The 16841-nt window shown below is 32.3% G+C and carries 15 protein-coding genes; 14 read left to right on the forward strand and 1 reads right to left on the reverse strand.

Features of this window, described 5'->3' with window-relative positions:
* The first annotated feature begins 16 nt into the window (after nucleotides 1-16).
* From ACTIEI_RS07890 to ACTIEI_RS07910, 5 genes are all read left to right on the forward strand, one after another.
* On the forward strand, nucleotides 17-193 hold the full coding sequence (locus ACTIEI_RS07890; RefSeq protein ID WP_439506245.1) for a hypothetical protein: 177 nt from the start codon (nucleotides 17-19) through the stop codon (nucleotides 191-193).
* A gap of 14 nt (nucleotides 194-207) precedes the next feature.
* Complete coding sequence (locus tag ACTIEI_RS07895; RefSeq protein WP_439505748.1) at nucleotides 208-333, forward strand: hypothetical protein; 126 nt, start codon at nucleotides 208-210, stop codon at nucleotides 331-333.
* A 59-nt stretch (nucleotides 334-392) separates the two neighbouring features.
* Nucleotides 393-818, forward strand: a complete 426-nt coding sequence (locus tag ACTIEI_RS07900) for a transposase (protein WP_439505749.1) — start codon at nucleotides 393-395, stop codon at nucleotides 816-818.
* Between the two features lie 266 nt (nucleotides 819-1084).
* Nucleotides 1085-2182, forward strand: coding sequence for a DNA cytosine methyltransferase (locus ACTIEI_RS07905; protein ID WP_439505750.1), 1098 nt, complete (start codon nucleotides 1085-1087; stop codon nucleotides 2180-2182).
* A gap of 73 nt (nucleotides 2183-2255) precedes the next feature.
* Complete coding sequence (locus ACTIEI_RS07910) at nucleotides 2256-3824, forward strand: ATP-binding protein (RefSeq protein WP_439505751.1); 1569 nt, start codon at nucleotides 2256-2258, stop codon at nucleotides 3822-3824.
* A gap of 79 nt (nucleotides 3825-3903) precedes the next feature.
* On the opposite strand, the gene ACTIEI_RS07915 is transcribed toward ACTIEI_RS07910, so the two are convergent.
* Nucleotides 3904-4857 (reverse strand): IS110 family transposase, encoded by a 954-nt coding sequence (locus ACTIEI_RS07915; RefSeq protein WP_439505752.1) that lies wholly within the window; start codon nucleotides 4855-4857, stop codon nucleotides 3904-3906.
* Nucleotides 4858-5295: 438 nt separating this feature from the next.
* Here ACTIEI_RS07915 and ACTIEI_RS07920 point away from each other — a divergent pair, with 438 nt between their 5' ends.
* From ACTIEI_RS07920 to ACTIEI_RS07960, 9 genes are all read left to right on the forward strand, one after another.
* Complete coding sequence (locus ACTIEI_RS07920; protein ID WP_439505753.1) at nucleotides 5296-6789, forward strand: caspase family protein; 1494 nt, start codon at nucleotides 5296-5298, stop codon at nucleotides 6787-6789.
* A gap of 201 nt (nucleotides 6790-6990) precedes the next feature.
* Nucleotides 6991-8886 (forward strand): ATP-dependent nuclease, encoded by a 1896-nt coding sequence (locus tag ACTIEI_RS07925; RefSeq protein WP_439505754.1) that lies wholly within the window; start codon nucleotides 6991-6993, stop codon nucleotides 8884-8886.
* 2 nt (nucleotides 8887-8888) lie between these two features.
* Nucleotides 8889-10610, forward strand: a complete 1722-nt coding sequence (locus ACTIEI_RS07930; protein WP_439505755.1) for a UvrD-helicase domain-containing protein — start codon at nucleotides 8889-8891, stop codon at nucleotides 10608-10610.
* Nucleotides 10611-10774: 164 nt separating this feature from the next.
* A complete protein-coding gene (locus ACTIEI_RS07935; protein WP_439505756.1) occupies nucleotides 10775-11296 on the forward strand; it encodes a hypothetical protein in 522 nt (173 codons plus the stop codon).
* Entirely contained in the window at nucleotides 11226-12023 is a 798-nt protein-coding gene (locus ACTIEI_RS07940) for a hypothetical protein (RefSeq protein ID WP_439505757.1), read from the forward strand. The genes ACTIEI_RS07935 and ACTIEI_RS07940 overlap by 71 nt, the downstream gene beginning before the upstream one ends.
* Before the next feature lie 184 nt (nucleotides 12024-12207).
* Entirely contained in the window at nucleotides 12208-12885 is a 678-nt protein-coding gene (locus tag ACTIEI_RS07945) for a hypothetical protein (protein ID WP_439505758.1), read from the forward strand.
* A 183-nt stretch (nucleotides 12886-13068) separates the two neighbouring features.
* The gene (gene dcm / locus ACTIEI_RS07950; RefSeq protein ID WP_439505759.1) at nucleotides 13069-14547 is read left to right on the forward strand and encodes a DNA (cytosine-5-)-methyltransferase; all 1479 of its coding nucleotides are present in this window, start codon (nucleotides 13069-13071) and stop codon (nucleotides 14545-14547) included.
* A gap of 4 nt (nucleotides 14548-14551) precedes the next feature.
* Nucleotides 14552-15652 (forward strand): HNH endonuclease, encoded by a 1101-nt coding sequence (locus ACTIEI_RS07955; protein WP_439505760.1) that lies wholly within the window; start codon nucleotides 14552-14554, stop codon nucleotides 15650-15652.
* A gap of 42 nt (nucleotides 15653-15694) precedes the next feature.
* Nucleotides 15695-16789: an HNH endonuclease gene (locus ACTIEI_RS07960; protein WP_439505761.1), complete on the forward strand. Its 1095-nt coding sequence runs from the start codon at nucleotides 15695-15697 to the stop codon at nucleotides 16787-16789.
* Nucleotides 16790-16841: the final 52 nt, after the last annotated feature.

Genomic DNA, 16841 nt, shown 5'->3' on the forward strand with positions numbered 1-16841 from the left:
CGGCTGTGGCTATAGGATGCTACAAGCAAAGTATGGGATAAGCAGAACGACCATATGTAAATGGGTTCAAATTTACCAAGGGATTTATGGGATACCTAAGACCAAAAAGCAACAAAGTCATTACATTCGAGATATGAAGGATCCAGGAAAAAAAGAGTCCCCAAAAAGGATGTCACTTCAGAAGATTTATTAAAACGAATTTCGGCTTTGGAAAAGCAATTGGAATGGGAGAAACTTAGAGCTGATTCTTTAGACATTATGATTAATATAGCAGAAAAAAAGCTAAATATTCCAATTAGAAAAAAGTCTGGAAGCCAGCAGTTCAAGAAATAAAAAGGCAAATCCAACTGCAAGCCTGCAGAAAAATTGTCGGGTTTAATTTGAGCGATGATATGAAAGTCAGTAGCGGACTATTGGTACTTAAAAAGGAATTAGCGCAAAAGCCTATTGATGCAGTAGTTATTCATCATAGTGATCGGGGAATACAATATTGCAGTACTGCTTATACTGATATGCTTCAAAAAAGTAATTGCATGATTTCAATGACTGAGAATGGAGACCCTTATGAAAATGCCATAGCTGAAAGGGTAAATGGTATACTTAAAACTGAACTTATAAGTGATTATTATAGTGATGCAGATACAGCTTCAAGACATATAGCCCGCTGTATATCAATTTATAATTACAGAAGTCGTCATTCTAGTTTAAATTGGCAAATTCCACATGAGGTACATAATCAAAAAGGCCCTCAAACAAAACAGTGGAAAAACTATTATTATAAGCGAAAAACTAAAGAAGAATTAGATCAATCCAATTAAAACTAAGCATTCAAATAAATATTTATTAAAACTATGTGTAACTAAATTTAAAACTAAACCTATATCAAGATTAATTATCTTAGTAAACCAATACTAGTACTAATTAACTAAACTAATCAACTTTTTTCAGGACGGGCAGCTTTTTTAATTTGCTTCATTTGCAGGGCAGACACAGCAACAATTTCAGCCCTGCGGTAAGCCTTGGACGTTAAGTGCAAGAGACTAAGTAACCGACAATTCCATATCATAGAGACAATTAAAAACTTATGACAACCAGACAAAAGACAAGAAAACCAATCAAGATTAAACAGACCCTGCCGATAGTTTCGGGGGTTGACTTGTTTTGTGGCGTGGGTGGACTTACTCACGGACTTATAAAAGCAGGAATAAAAGTTAGAGCAGGAATAGACTTGGACACAAGCTGTAAATATGCTTATGAAGTAAACAACAAAGCTAAATTTATAGGAGCAGACATAACAGAAATTACAGGAAAACAAATCAAGGAATATTGGCAAGATGGCGAAGTGAAAATTTTGGTTGGCTGTGCACCTTGCCAGCCATTTTCAACACATGCAAACAAAGTAAAGGACAAAGAGCAAGGCGATAAATGGAACTTACTGAATGAATTTATTAGATTGGTTAAGGAGACAACTCCTGTTATTATTTCAATGGAAAATGTAACAAATCTATCTAATAAGCAGGTGTTTAAAGACTTTGTAGCAAAACTTGAAAGACTTAAATACAAAGTCAAATACAAAAATGTTTATTGCCCTGACTATGGTATTCCGCAGAAAAGGAGAAGACTTGTTTTGCTTGCTTCTCAACTTGGTGAAATTGATTTCATACCACCAACTCATAAAAAAGAAAAATACAAAACAGTGCGGGACGCAATAGGTCATTTAGAGCCAATTGAATGTGGTGAAATTAGCGAAAATGATAAATTACATTTTACAACTAAGTTGACAGAAATAAATCTAAGAAGAATCAAAGCATCAGTTCCAAATGGAACATGGGAAGATTGGGACAAAGAACTTATATTAGAATGTCATAAAAAGGATTCAGGGAAAACATATAAAGCTGTTTACGGAAGAATGTCGTGGAACGAGCCTGCTCCAACAATTACAACACAATTTTATAATTATGGAACAGGACGTTTTGGCCATCCAGAACAGGATAGAGCCTTAACCATCCGTGAAGGTTCAATTCTTCAAAGTTTTCCACCTAAATATAAATTCGTAGACAAAAAACACGATGTTCGCCTAACTCGTATAGGAACACATATCGGCAATGCAGTTCCAGTTAATCTTGGTTTCGCAATTGGTAAAAGCATACTCAAACATTTAACCAAAACCTACAATGGATAATTTTACTTTCAACATTTCGTTGAGCGTTCTCAATCACTTGGGGCGTAATCTTTACAGGAACTTTATCACGGTATTGGGTGAAGCAATTTCAAATTCTTGGGATGCTGATGCAAAGAACGTTTGGATTTATATTGATAGAGAAAACAATCATCTAATCATTAAAGATGATGGGGAAGGAATGACTTCTGAAGATTTTCAAAATAAGTTCTTGAAAATCGGTTATTCAAAAAGAAAGGACGGCTCAGATAAAACTAATTTAAACAGACCATTTATTGGACGTAAAGGGATTGGTAAACTAGCCTTGCTATCGTGTGCAAAAAGAATTCATGTACTAACGAAAACAAAAAATTCAGATTTTGTCGGTGGAATCATTGACAATTCAGGCTTAGACAACGCAATCAATGACGACCTAACTCCACAACAATATCCTTTAGAAAGTATTAATAAAGGACTTTTTGGCAATCATCTTGACAATGTAGAGCAAGGCACAATTATTTATTTTGAGAACATTAATGATGGAATAAGAAACAGGATAGAATACATCAGAAAACTTATTGCCTTATTTTTTAGATTTTCACTAATTGATGATTCGTTTAAAATTACTTTAAATTATGACCCAATTACGTTGAATGAATTAAATGATTTATCTCAAAGCACCCAATTCGTATGGCAAATTAACACCATCAATGACCCATACTTGAAGGACAAAATATCACCAACTCATGAGCATATTAAAAAGTTTGAAAAACTAAATTCATCTTTAGAAGGAATAAAAGGCTTTATTGCCTCTGTTGTTGAACCTAAGCACCTTAAAATAAGAAATACGCAAGAAAAAGTATCCCTTGACTTATACGTAAATGGTAGATTAAGAGAAAAAGACTTATTGAAGCATATTCCATCAGCTCGACTTGTTGAAAGCTACATATATGGTCAAATACATTTAGACCGTTTGGATGGCGATAAAGACCGTTTTACAAGTAGCCGTGAAGGCGTTATTTCAGACGACCCACTATTTCAAACACTTCTTTCAGAATTAAAAGAAATAATGAAAGTTATTACAGACGATTGGGATAAGTGGCGTGTAGAATTAAGACAAGATGGTGATTCAGAGAATACAACTCGAATCACAAAAAAAGAGAGAAAGTCAAAAGAACTTGTGAATACCATTTCTGATGAATTTGTTCCCAGCAAAGAATCTATCTACCGAAGCAAAGTGGACGAATGGCTTGAAAGTTTAAGTAGAGATGCAGAATACAATGTCACATGTTACGCCGAATGTTTTATCAGTGAAAACTTACTTCGTAAATACATAAATTATAAACCCATTCCTTTGTCAATGGAAGCTATAGCAGAAAGTAAAAAATGGCGAGAGAAAGAAGAGACTAACAAGAATACCGCCAACATAAGCTTTAATTTAAGACAATCAAAAGACGAACTTGTTTATTTGGATATGGACAACTTGGCCAATTTAATTGAAAAAGTTGACCCCGTTAAACAAGCTGGTTTATCTAGAGACGCAAAAGAGTATAAACCCATTCGTGATGCTATGGCTCATACTGCATTATTGACACAAAATGCCAAACAGCGGCTTAACTTGACCTATGAGAACATAAAAGCGAGAATTAAAAAAATAATCGGATAACAATAAGCACAGCACCTAAAATGAACTGTGCATAAAAACAAATAAAAAACTACCTTTTTAATGTAAAGTTGAACATTAATTAGGTTGATAAAGAGAATTTTTTTACTACAGCAAATACTTGTTTTAATAGCTTGTTCATAACGGCGATTAGTGCTTGTTTCCAAGTTTTCCCATTGGCTTTAAGTCTGTCAAAAAGCTGTTTACAAGCCTCATTAGTTTGTTTGGCATTCATGGCACACATGTATAAAACATCTCGAATTGGCTTACATCCTTTTTTATAAATTCGGTTACTTCCTTTAATGCTAGTTCCACTAGAATATTCAGTTGGACTTAACCCTGAAAAGCTGATTAATTGGCGATGATTGGTTGTGTGCTTAAAACCCTGAGTGAAGATGATTAGTAATGCAGTAGCTCGTTTGCCTAGACCTTTGATACTATTGATACATTTATATTGATCAGGCTGCCATTTCTTAAGAAGTACTTGAAGCTTAACTTCTAAATGATCCATCTCTTTTTCCAAGTAAGACTTCATTTTTTCAATTGATTTTATGGTTTCTTTACTTGGGAATGGAAGTAGTTTTAAACTGTGTAACTGGTTGTTAAATCCCTTTACTTGTTCAGCATATTCTCTGATAGTATTATAAATCTGTTTGCACTCAAAGTAAGCACTGTCCGGCATTTCCCAGAAGGGAGGGCGTTGTTCAATAGCATATTGACAGATCCATCTGCTATCTTTTTTATCAGTTTTATTTCGTTCTAAATGCATTTGAATATAACGTTTAATACTCATGGCATTTACAACACTCAACTTACAACCCAAACTGTCCAAGAAAAAGGCAAGCCTGATATAATAAACACCAGTGGCTTCCATAACGAAATGACAATTTTGACCAGTATGTTCAAGTAGTTTTTTAAAACCTGCATTGTTATTTCCAACCTGGAGATAAAAAAGCTCACCGAGGTTATTTTGGTAGGTAACATCTAATGTTAAGTGAGATACATCAATGCCACAACAAGATAATTTGTCTGTCATAATTTGTTTTTTAACCATTTAAAAATTAGATTAGTAGTAAGAAAAAAACAAAGGGAAGAACAATCTTACACTGTGCTATCTATCCTAATTCAAGCATTTTAAATTGCTTAATGAACTGTTCAGCATCTGGTAAGAGAAAGGGCGGTGACTGTCATGTTAGAATGGCTCTGGGCCAACGCGGTTTTACGGTCTTACTCCGCCCCTTGTTCTTTCTGAATTTGTTTGAATCCTTTAGTATAAATTTATTGAATTGTAAACATTGGAAGGGTTTTGCGTCAGCCGGGGTGACGTGCAAGTTTGGAGCTTTTGTGTGTCTAGTCCTGAAATAGGTTGACAGTTTTGTGCTCCGAAACCCGCCCAAACGCAAAGCCCGAAAACGTTACCTGCAAGGCTTGGGGACTGTGCTAACTTTAAAGTGACAATATAAAACAGACAATAATGACAGAAACAAGATACGCCATACTAATCGGAATGGACAATTATCCAGGTGACGAGTTACCCTATTGCGTAAAGGATGTAACAGACTTGAAGCAAACTCTAATTTCTCATTGTAGATTTAGCAAAGACAACATTTATAAAGTTACCGAAAGTAAGAAATCCGTTAAACAACAAATTGACGAGGCATATTCTGCGATAGAGCAAGAATTTAAACCTAAACAAGACTTGCTATTCTTTTACTTTTCTGGACATGGTGAGTATGACAAGGATGAAGGCAAATCCAAAATTTTATTTGAAGATGACACAGAACTTACAATAGAAGATATTTTACTTCGATACTTTGTGAAGATTACTCCCAAGAATCAGTATCTCCTTATTGACGCTTGTCATTCGGGTTCAAATGTTTTTTTCAAAGGAACAGATAACCCTGAGAAAGAAATTAGACGTCTTAACCATCATTCTTCAGAGTTATGTTTAATGTTTGCTACTGAAAGTAAAAAGAAAGCAATTCAAAGTAACGACATTAAAAATAGCTACTTCACATATTTTTTAATTGATGCTATTAAAAAGCAAACTCTCTATGACGAGGACGGCTTTCTTACTATTCAAGCAATAGACAATTACATTAAGAAAAAAGTTGTTGAAAAAAGTGACTTTCTTCAAATTCCTGTTAGTGAGATAAGAAGTTCTGGCTACAAAATATTCTCCTTTGATGAGAACACGATACAACAAAAAGTGAAAAGTCAACAAACTACAATAGCGAAGACCAAATCACCAGCAAAGAATAATGGCGAAGAATCAAGCGAATTAGCAACTCTTTCTTTTGAGGACAGTCTTCTGCCTGAACATAGGTCGAATGCACAAAAAAAGTACTCTGAATTAATTCAAAAATCATTTGACATTCTGATTGAAAAATTAAATTCATCGGACTTAGAAGTCGTTAATTCAAACCCTTTCCATGAGATTGAATATTCAGACCAACAGAAAATTTTCAAAAGGATTATCGAAAAGTCAAATGAAAATGGAATTGATGCCATAAGTGGGTTATTTGAGGTTCAGCAAAAAGAAAAAAGAAAATCCAAACTCGTTGGACTTGGCTCTATTATGGACTACCTATACGAGGAAGCAAAACCTGAATATGATTATAGAATTGATACTTATTCAGGTCAAATATTTACTGTTGGTTTATCGGTTAATGCTAAGAATGTTTATCAAGTTACAGGAGGGGTATTTGCTTTATTTTATCAAGCAAAATATGGTTTTGCTATTTGCATAGTTAAGTATCACTATAATTGGACAGGGATGAGTGAAAAAGAATTAAAATTTATTAATGTAATTATCAAACCCTATTTACTTAACGAGGACAACAATAAAGAAATTGGAACTTATCTAACCTCAAACATTGACAACTTCAGCGACACAATTAATATTTGGTGCGAACAACGTAAAAAAGAAATTTCGGATTTTAAATCAAAAGTAAGTTCGAGAAAGTGATGGCACAACTTCAATTGAAAAATAACACAGTAGGAAATAGGCGTTTGGCTCAATGACGAGTAAAGTGGTTAATTGAACATTCTGCCTAGCATCAACTTTTGCGGAGTATTGAAAGTTTAATGCTCCGAATTCCTCCACTGCGCCAAACTCCAAAACGTTAGCAGCAAGACTTGTTAAACACTCAATAATAAACTTTATCCCGTGTATCTTTCAAAAGTCAACATACAAAATTTTAAGGGTATCAAAAGTCAAGAATTCTCTTTTGACTCTAAAATAAATATCATAATTGGAGAAAACGGAAGTTGTAAGACAGCTTTGATAGATGCAATTAGATTGCTATACAATTTGGGAAGTCCTAAGAAGGACTATTATATCTCTAATGATGACTTTCACTTCGATAAAACTACCAACACTCTCAACAATAGGATAGAAATACGATATATTTTTGATGGGTTATCAAGTTCAGAAAAAGGAGCTTTATATGAATACCTGGTAATTGAACCAGCCACCGAATACGCCCAAATTACTTTGATATATGAATTGCGAGCAAACACTTTTCCGAAATTCTCATTTTATACTAGTGCAAATACAGAACAAAAAGCTGACTCAGGAACATTTGAAATCTTTCAACATTATTATTTAGGAGCCTTGAGAGACAGCACTACCGATTTATTAAACACAAAAACGAATATGCTTGGTTCTGTAATTAAAAGAATAGTGGAACGAGCACAAACAGAGGATGAGTTTAAAAAAATTATTCAAACCGCTAATACTGAACTTTTAAAGAGAGACGAAGTCACAAACACTAGGAATAGTGTAAATGAACATCTAGAAGATATTTTTAAAATATCAAAAGACAACCAAATTGGAATGAGGATTGAAGCCTCTTCAAAAATTGAAAGTATTGTCAATGTGATAAAACCATACCTGCCACACGACAAAACAAAACTTGACGATGAGGGATTTAATTTATGGCAAAATAGCTTGGGCTTCAATAACCTAATTTACATTGCGATAATTTTAGGGGATATTAAACAAAGAACTATTGACAATCCCAATCAACATTTCGTTCTATTGATAGAAGAACCGGAGGCTCATCTTCACCCCCAACTTCAATTAAATCTTTATAATTTTTTAAAAACAGCTAGTAATCCAAATAATTGTCAGCTCTTTATAACTTCTCATTCACCTACTTTGACCTCAAAAGCTAATCTTGACAATTTAATTCTTATAAATGAACGAGCAATAAATATTGGGACATGCTATAAAAACAGAGAAAGTGAAAATATTATAGAGGTCTCTACAAAAAAAATAACCCTAACCGACGATGATTTTTCTTCACGAAAGAAACAGCTTGAGAGATACTTAGATGTTACAAAAAGTCAACTATTTTTTGCAAGAGGCATACTATTCGTAGAAGGAATATCGGAAAAGCTACTGCTGAAAGCTTTCTCCGATATTTTAAACTCAAATCTTGAAGATTACAGGTGTGAGATAGTAAATATTGAAGGTATATCTTTTTATCCTTTCATTCATTTGTTTAACTCAAAAGATTCAAGTAAAAGGATTCCTCAAAAAGCCTCAATTATTACAGATGATGATAGATATTCAAGTGCAAAAAACAGTTTCAAAAACTTAACTTCTAAAACGTACTCCAAACTTAATGCTTTTCATAAAGGTTTATACTCAGCAAAAATTAATAACCGAATTTCAAATCTTAAATCAACTATTACTTATAGAAAAAATAAGGTCAAGATTTTTACAGCTTTTAAGACACTGGAATATGAAATAGCCTATTCAAACATAGCAAACAATAAAACAGACTTCAAAAAGAAATTTTTAATAAATTATTTAAGTACGGTTGACAATTCGAAGTATTTAATTGTGGAGAATTATGTTAACAGTCTGCCTAATGAAGTTTTTACAGAAGAAGAGAAAGAGAAAATTGCCATTCTAGTCTGGAAAGCATTACCATCCAAAGCTGAATTTGCTCAAAACCTTTCTTATGAAATTGAATTGGAGTTGAAAAAAGGCACACTTTTAAATTTTGTCGTTCCCGAGTATATCGAAAAGGCCATAAACCATGTAACATCGTAAGTATGAAATTTGAGATTAATCCAGAAAACGACAATTATATAAAAGCTAGAGGGAAAATTGTATTAAATGCATGCCCAGGAAGTGGAAAAACCTCAGCAGTTGCTTATAAACTAACTCTTTTGTTAAACGAGTTGGTTAAGCATTATGGTAAGTATTCAGGTATTGCATGCCTGTCTTTCACAAATGTTGCAAAAGATGAAATTTATACAAAATTCGAAAAACTTTCTTCTCAAACACTGTCATATCCAAATATCGTTTCAACCCTTGATGGTTTTATTAATAAATATTTGACACTACCCTTTTATCACTTATTAAGGTATAAATCTGAACGACCTTCAATTTTGAATTCAGTTGATTTTTTAGACAGCATGAATCTAGGATGGTTTCCAAATAAAAGAAATCAGCCGCTAAGCGTATCATATAAGCCCTCGTTATTAAAATTCGAAATTGATGGAACGATTACTTGGGATGGGAATCAACCAAATCCAGCAATTGTTGATCCTTCTGTTTTTGAAAGATTCGCAAAAAAATTCAAAGACTGGCAATTAGAAAATGGCTATTTAAACAATGATGACTCTTCATTTATTGCTTTACAATTACTACAAAATTTCCCTCAGATTGGGAAAAACTTAGTAGCGAGATTCCCTTATTTAATTATTGATGAGGCTCAGGACACCTCAGAACTTCAGTACAGAATATTTGATGAATTAATAAAAAACGGATTATCAAATATCGAATTTATTGGCGACCCATATCAGAGCCTTTATGAATTTCGGGAAGCAAGACCAGATTTATTTATTCAACGATATGAAGACAAAATAAATTGGAAAACTTATGAATTGTCCTCATGTAGACGCTCATCACAGAAAATTATTGACTTCTATCAAATTTTTAGAAGAGTGTCTGAAAAGCCAATCAAATCAGTTTGCAAGATCGGCACAGACTTGCCAGTCAAAATAATTAAATATAACGAAAACACTTTAGATTCTTTAGTATCCAAATACACTTTGAATATCGATACAACCTTACCATATCAAATATTAGTTAGAGGAAGTTCACATTTAGAAATGTTCGGTGTTAAACAAACGTATGAAAACCCATGGAAAAACGAAATAGCGAAAGCTATAATTCTTGCTACTTATAACTTTGAAATAGGAAAAATCAAAGATTGCATTAACACTCTCAGAAAGATATATGTGGAATTAAACTTTCCTGCTAAAGATTATAAAGAGAAATTAGTTGAGGAAAATAAGCTAAAGGAGGATTCTGCTTTAAATGTTAAACTTTATGATTTCATCAAAAACATTCCATCTACTAATGACACTTTATTGAATTGGACATCAAAATTAACAGCGTACATTAAAACTTTTTTTGGCGTAGAAATAGAATTGCAACTTAAAAAGAAAGGGAATGCATATGTTACACAAAATTTAAAAACCTTAATGTATCCTCAAACAGAATTGCAATACCCTATATCAACTATACATAAAGTAAAAGGAATGACTTTCAACTCCATTTTATTAGTTCTTAGCGCAAACAGCTCCGGCGAGAAAATATCAATATCTGATTTCGTTTCACCAGTAGACCTGCCAAATGAAAAACAAAGAATGATATATGTAGCTTTATCTCGACCCGAATCATTTGCTTGTATAGCTGTACCGAACATAGTAACTGACGCAGATATTATTGCAAAGTTTGGCAATATTGAAATAGTTAATGTGTAGAATTACGATAGCCCTGCAGCTAACAGCTGTTTGGCGCCGTGCTTAAATTCAAGTGAAGAGCTCCTAATGGGCTTTAGAAGTAGGATGACAGTGAAGTATCCGAAATCAAGCACGAACGTCAAGCAGCAAAACGTTAGCGGCTAGGATAAAACGACATACTCCCAATGGCAAAGAGTCAAAAAACCGAAACTCCAATAATAAATATACTGACCTATGGTCTACCATTTGACCTTGCTAATCAAATGTACAATGAGTATCAAAATAGACTAGCAGAAGTTAAATATATACTAGAAATTTCCGATTATTATAAATCTCTTAAAGTTGATTTTGAAGTTGTGGAACTTATACTTGCACTTAGTATATTTTACAAAAGGGTTGTATGTAATTTAAAAGCAGCAGTAAAATTTCACAATACCGTTTACAAATTTAGTTCTGCAGACATTATACAAATTGGAAAGTACAATTTTAATAATCAAGAAAAAAACTCCTTACTTTCTCTAATATTAAATTTCAACGAATTGACAACAAAGTATGGCATTACCGGTTATTATTTTGACTACTTTGAGACAAAGGAATTATTAAAAAAAGTAAGAGAGCTAAAGAATAGTTTTGAAAATGGCGAAACAAACAAAAACGACAATTCCAACTACACAAACGAGTTCGACCCAGATACTCTCCCCTTTTAAACAAAAGCAAAAATTTAAAAGTGACATTAAAGATTTTCTCAATCGTTACAAAACAGTTGTAGTTGGACAATCAAAACGACTTACAGACTATTTTGAAATGAATTGTTTTAATCTACTTATTAAATACTATTTGCATAATGGATATAAAGCAGAAGTAATGAACCTCCAAAACAAAAAATATCGTTACAAATGTTCCCCTTCAGGTCTCATTGAAAATTTCTCATACTTTACAATAAGCAAAACGGTTCATACTAAAAAGTACCAGTTTGATATTTTACACAACATTTCTGTTCAATCTTCACATTGCAATGAGATATATACAACTCCAGATATTTCTGTTATAAAAGTAGGCACAAGTAAAAAACGCACTGATTATTATGATACAAAAAGAGCATTGTGCTACGTCGAAAATAAAGACTTAATAACTTTTGGGGAAGTAAAAATGTTTGTCCCTTTTCCAGAATTATTATTCAATTTTATAGGAGTGGTAAATGAGTTAAAAAAGGATATTCTAACCAATAAAAGTAGAAGTTTAAAACCGATACACATTGCTCCTTCTTTATTGATTTCAGGAAAGGCAAATAAACCAGCTCAGCGAATAATTGACAAATTAGAAGAACGTTATTGCATTAACATAATTTGCGACTTACATAATACAGGATTAAGCACTTTTAATGCTTACAATGTAAAAAAACTAAAACAAACAGGAAGGAATCCCACCTGCTAACAGGGGTTTGCAATAGTGGGGCGACTGAACTTGTCCCCTCCCCTCAATGTAGTATTTCTGACTTAACTTCAGTAATTTGTCCGAACCAACAAAAAGTTACGGCCAAGCCAACGTTAGATTTCCTCCCCCCGCTTTCGTAAAGCCCAAACCGTTAGTAGATATTTTAAACATAGCACTACTTATAATGAAAGAGCAATTTCAAGAAATAATTAAATCAAAAGAATTAAAAGATATTTCAACCGAACTTGTTGAAAAGGTTTTGGATAATAAAATAACAGATGAAGTGGTTAAAGAAATTCCGATTCTTAAAACAATTATAGCAGTTAAAAACATATATAACACTTACACTGATAGGATTTTCATCAAGAAAGCTATGAGTGTTCTTCTTGAGCTTGGAGAATTAAACGAAGTCGAAAAAGATGCTTTTTTGGAAGATTTAGAGGATATAGATGAAACCGCAGTTGAGAAAATTTTAATGTCAGTTGATAAATTAGAGACATTAAAAAAATGCAAAGTGTTTGGCCGTCTATGTAAACTGAAAGCGCGAGGAGAGTTTTATGTAGATCAATTCTTAAGATTAACCAATCTTATCCAAAGAGCCTATCTTGACGACCTAATACTAGTAAAAAATTTCAATCGCTTAGAAAGAAAAGAAATTTATGAAGAAGAATACTATCCTCTAATTGCTTTGGGTTTAATATATCAAGAACGTCTAGAACAAACACCAATTGAAAGAAATCATCAATATGAGGAATATGATCCTGAATTTAAAGGTGGAAATATTAAGTTATACTATAGATTAACTGACCTTGGATCAACTCTGCATCTTTTCTATGATGAACTTTTTCCAAAAAATGAATAAAAAAACCTGATAACATGAACTGTGGGTAATCTCACCACAAAAATTTATTGTTAATTTCCTCAAAATAATACGAAAAAGATATTCACACCTAGTTAATTCCTAAAATTATTAACATTCTTTGCTAAATTTCTTGTCATTCCATATTTTTGGACAAAATACGTCCGAAAGATTAATTCAAAAATCATGGAAATTACATTTGGAGAATACATAAAGCAAAAGAGAACTGAACTTGGATACCCATTAAGAAAAGTAGCCGCTCAAATAGATTTAGATCCATCTACATTAGGGAAAATTGAAAAAGATGAAAGGTCTTTGCAAATTGAACAAATTGAAAATTTATGTAAAATTTTGAAAACCGATAAACAAACACTCCTTAATTTTCATTATTCTACAAAAATTGTTAACGAGCTAAAGGAGTATCCACAATATAAAGAAGTATTAAAAATCGTCAACGAACAACTTAATTTTTATGTTTCCTCACAACAAAAATTAAAATTTGAAAAGGACTGGAGGGATAATGAATTTTCAAATCCAAATGCTACAGTTAAAATCGGAACAATGTTCTCAGGCATTGGTGCAATTGAATATGCACTACAAAGATTAAATCTCAAAACGGAAATACAATTTGCATGCGACATTGATGAATTTGCGAAGCAAAGCTATTTTGCAAACTACGAAATAGCTCAAAGTGCATGGTATAAAGATGTTCACGACATTAAAGGTAAAAAGTATAAAGGAAAGTTAGATCTACTTGTAGGAGGAAGTCCTTGTCAATCATTCTCTATGGTAGGAAAACGAAGAGGCTTTGATGATACAAGAGGAACTTTGTTCTATGAATTTGCAAGAGTAGTGAAAGAAAGTCAGCCTAATGTTTTCATCTTTGAAAATGTAAAAGGTCTAATAAATCATGATAACGGAAATACATTTGAAACAATTAAAGCAACATTTGATGAGTTGGGTTATAAATATTTTTCTCAAGTATTAAATGCAAAAAATTATGGAATCCCTCAACATAGGGAAAGGATTTTTGTAGTTGGATTCAAAGATAAAAGCGTAAAGTTTGAATTTCCATCAGCAATACCCCTTGATCATAAAATGCAAGACTTTTTAGAAGACTTCACAGATAGCAAATATTATTTAAAAGAAAAAGGGGTGAAGTTTGTAACGAGTTCAAAAAATCGTAATAAACGCTATACACAAATTAATGGTGAAATAGCGTTATGTCAAAAAGCAAATCAACAATTCAATTGGCATGGCGACTTCATTTTTGAGCAAAAAAACAGTAAAGAATTTGATGAGTTTATTTTTGACGTAAATAAAGTTGAAGAAAAATATTATTTATCTGATAAAGTAAGAGATTATGTTTTGAGTAGTGGTACAAAGACATTTAAAACATCAATAAAAACTGATTTAGAAGTAGCAAGACCACTTTTGCAAAGTATGCACAAAATGCATCGTGCTGGAGTAGACAACTATGTCACTCACACAGGCAGAATAAGAAAACTAACTCCCAAGGAATGTTTGAGACTGATGGGCTTTCGAGACGACTTTAATCGTGTAGTTAGCGACACACAATTATATAGACAAGCGGGCAATAGTATTGTTGTTGATGTACTAATTGCACTATTAAAACAAATGGATATCACTAAATATGTAAAATAACTCCATGAATAATTTTCAAAAAATAATTATTGAGAATAAAGAGTATTATATAGTTGATTCAATACAAAATTTACGTGCAGAAGATAGCTTTATATATAGAAAGAACAAACTCAAAATGTACAAAGGAAATGGTGAAGCTAGAAAGTATGTTGGTAGTTATCTTGGATCAAGCGGTGATAGATTAAGTGATTTTTTTGAATATAAAGAATGGGGCAAAGGGCAAATCAACAATAAAAGAGTTTATTCCCCAATTCAAACTTCAAACTGTTTTTTTAGTAAATCTAATTTATTAAAATACATGTATGATGCGAGGATCGAATATCAAAATCAGGAGCAAATTTATAATTATGATATATCGAAATTATATGCAGAAAATCTAGCAAGTATATCCGAATTAGAGAGCGAAAAAATATTTTTTAGTATATATGATGTTTCTGATTTGACTTCTAATAGTTTAAGCAGAGGGTATATCCGCTCTGATGATCAAATTTGGGACATTTGGAGAAAACTAGTCCTACCCAAGATTAGCTATTTGTCTATATTAAAATTACTTCCAACAAATGGTGACAAATTAAATCAAAGTCCTTTATTTTACTTTAGAATTTTACTTGATTATCAGTTCAGATCAATTGTTCATCCGAGCCTGATAAGAACTACAACTGAATTCGAAACAATAGAAAAAATTAAGAAAGAACCACAAAAATCGGTAGGGAGACAAGGAGCTGACCTATATAGAAAGAAAGTAATAGAACATATGCCTCAGTGTCCATTTACAAAAATCTCTGATGATAAATTATTGATCGCAAGTCATATTAAACCTTATAGGATTTGTATCAAAGAAGGACGAGAAGATCAAGCCATAGATTATTTAAATGGTTTATCACTTACCCCAACTTATGATAAGCTTTTTGATCAAGGGTATATAACATTTAAAAACAATGGTGATTTAGTATGCGGTACACTGCTATCAAGCTACACATGGGAGAAATTAAATATTAATCCTAATGCGATAAACAATTTAAGGATTTATCCGGAAAACAGAACTGAGTATTTGGAATATCACCGGAACTATGTGTTCCAAGATGACATAAATGATTTCGTTTAATTAATAACATTTTTATTAATTTGAATTATTATTTAATAAAATATGGCAGATCCAATTTGCAGATGGAGAAATCCATTCCTAACAACAGTAACTGAGTTGATTGATTTATTACCCAAACAAGAGCTATCACAACAAGATGCGAGGGAATTAGTCAATTCAATGTCCACATATTCTGCAGACTTTTACACTACACCATACCAACTTGCATGCCAACTCGGTTTATATCATGAAACGAGTGGACGATATTTCCCGAAATTTACATTTGCGCCAAGCGAGGGTCAGGTGCTTTCATATTTACAGAATTGGATTATTCATTATTGTATCCCAAACCCATACACAAGAGGATTTGATAATATTGAACCATTCTCTATTCATGCAAAAATTTGTGAGATTCTATTTATAAATAATTCTCCAACAAGCTGGCAAACAATTTGTCAGGAGATATTTGGAATTGAAATTGGGAATCAAGATATACTTAAAAACTCAATCAAATTATATTCCCCAATTTTATTAATTGAAGACGATATAGTAATGATTAGTAGTGAAAAAAGTTATGAAGACTTGTTGGAATATATCAATGTTGACATTCTCTCAGATAGAAATAATAAAGAATATTTTTTTGACTTATTTCAAATTGACATATTTAACTCCAATAATTCTGAGACAAACAATTTATTACAAGATATTAGTAGTGAAGAAGTTTCATTAATCACAGAAATACAGAGGCTTCCTAATGTTTCTCAAACGGAAAAAAATCAAATTATAGCTGCACGAATCGGTCAAGGATATTTTAGAAGAACTTTAATACTAGAATGTAGATGTTGTCCTATTACTCAAGTTAATGACACGAGCTTATTAATTGCCAGTCATATTAAACCTTGGCGTATTAGCGAAAATAGTGAACGAATTAACCCCAAAAATGGTTTTCTCTTTACCCCTACTTATGATAAGCTTTTCGACAAAGGATTAATATCATTTACCAATGATAAAAGAATACTAGTGTCCTCAACTCTTACTTTGGAGAATCAACAATATTTGAATTTACAAGAGAATACTTCATATCCGTTATTGCCAATTGAAGGACGTGAATTATTCTTAGAATTTCACCGAGACGTCATTTTTAAGAATCAAGAATAACAAAAGGGATTATATAACTTCAAACATAAAAATCTTTAAACTACTAAAATCT

This window comes from Sediminibacterium sp. (genome assembly GCF_051860225.1).
Classification (GTDB): domain Bacteria; phylum Bacteroidota; class Bacteroidia; order Chitinophagales; family Chitinophagaceae; genus Sediminibacterium.

Excerpts from the sequence above, each read along its gene's own strand:
- ACTIEI_RS07890 (WP_439506245.1), top strand. The coding sequence starts at position 17 with ATGCTACAAGCAAAGTATGGGATAAGCAGAACGACCATATGTAAATGG.
- ACTIEI_RS07900 (WP_439505749.1), top strand. The coding sequence starts at position 393 with ATGAAAGTCAGTAGCGGACTATTGGTACTTAAAAAGGAATTAGCGCAA.
- ACTIEI_RS07905 (WP_439505750.1), top strand. The coding sequence starts at position 1,085 with ATGACAACCAGACAAAAGACAAGAAAACCAATCAAGATTAAACAGACC.
- ACTIEI_RS07915 (WP_439505752.1), bottom strand. The coding sequence starts at position 4,857 with ATGACAGACAAATTATCTTGTTGTGGCATTGATGTATCTCACTTAACA.
- ACTIEI_RS07920 (WP_439505753.1), top strand. The coding sequence starts at position 5,296 with ATGACAGAAACAAGATACGCCATACTAATCGGAATGGACAATTATCCA.
- ACTIEI_RS07930 (WP_439505755.1), top strand. The coding sequence starts at position 8,889 with ATGAAATTTGAGATTAATCCAGAAAACGACAATTATATAAAAGCTAGA.
- ACTIEI_RS07935 (WP_439505756.1), top strand. The coding sequence starts at position 10,775 with ATGGCAAAGAGTCAAAAAACCGAAACTCCAATAATAAATATACTGACC.
- ACTIEI_RS07940 (WP_439505757.1), top strand. The coding sequence starts at position 11,226 with ATGGCGAAACAAACAAAAACGACAATTCCAACTACACAAACGAGTTCG.
- ACTIEI_RS07945 (WP_439505758.1), top strand. The coding sequence starts at position 12,208 with ATGAAAGAGCAATTTCAAGAAATAATTAAATCAAAAGAATTAAAAGAT.
- dcm (WP_439505759.1), top strand. The coding sequence starts at position 13,069 with ATGGAAATTACATTTGGAGAATACATAAAGCAAAAGAGAACTGAACTT.
- ACTIEI_RS07955 (WP_439505760.1), top strand. The coding sequence starts at position 14,552 with ATGAATAATTTTCAAAAAATAATTATTGAGAATAAAGAGTATTATATA.
- ACTIEI_RS07960 (WP_439505761.1), top strand. The coding sequence starts at position 15,695 with ATGGCAGATCCAATTTGCAGATGGAGAAATCCATTCCTAACAACAGTA.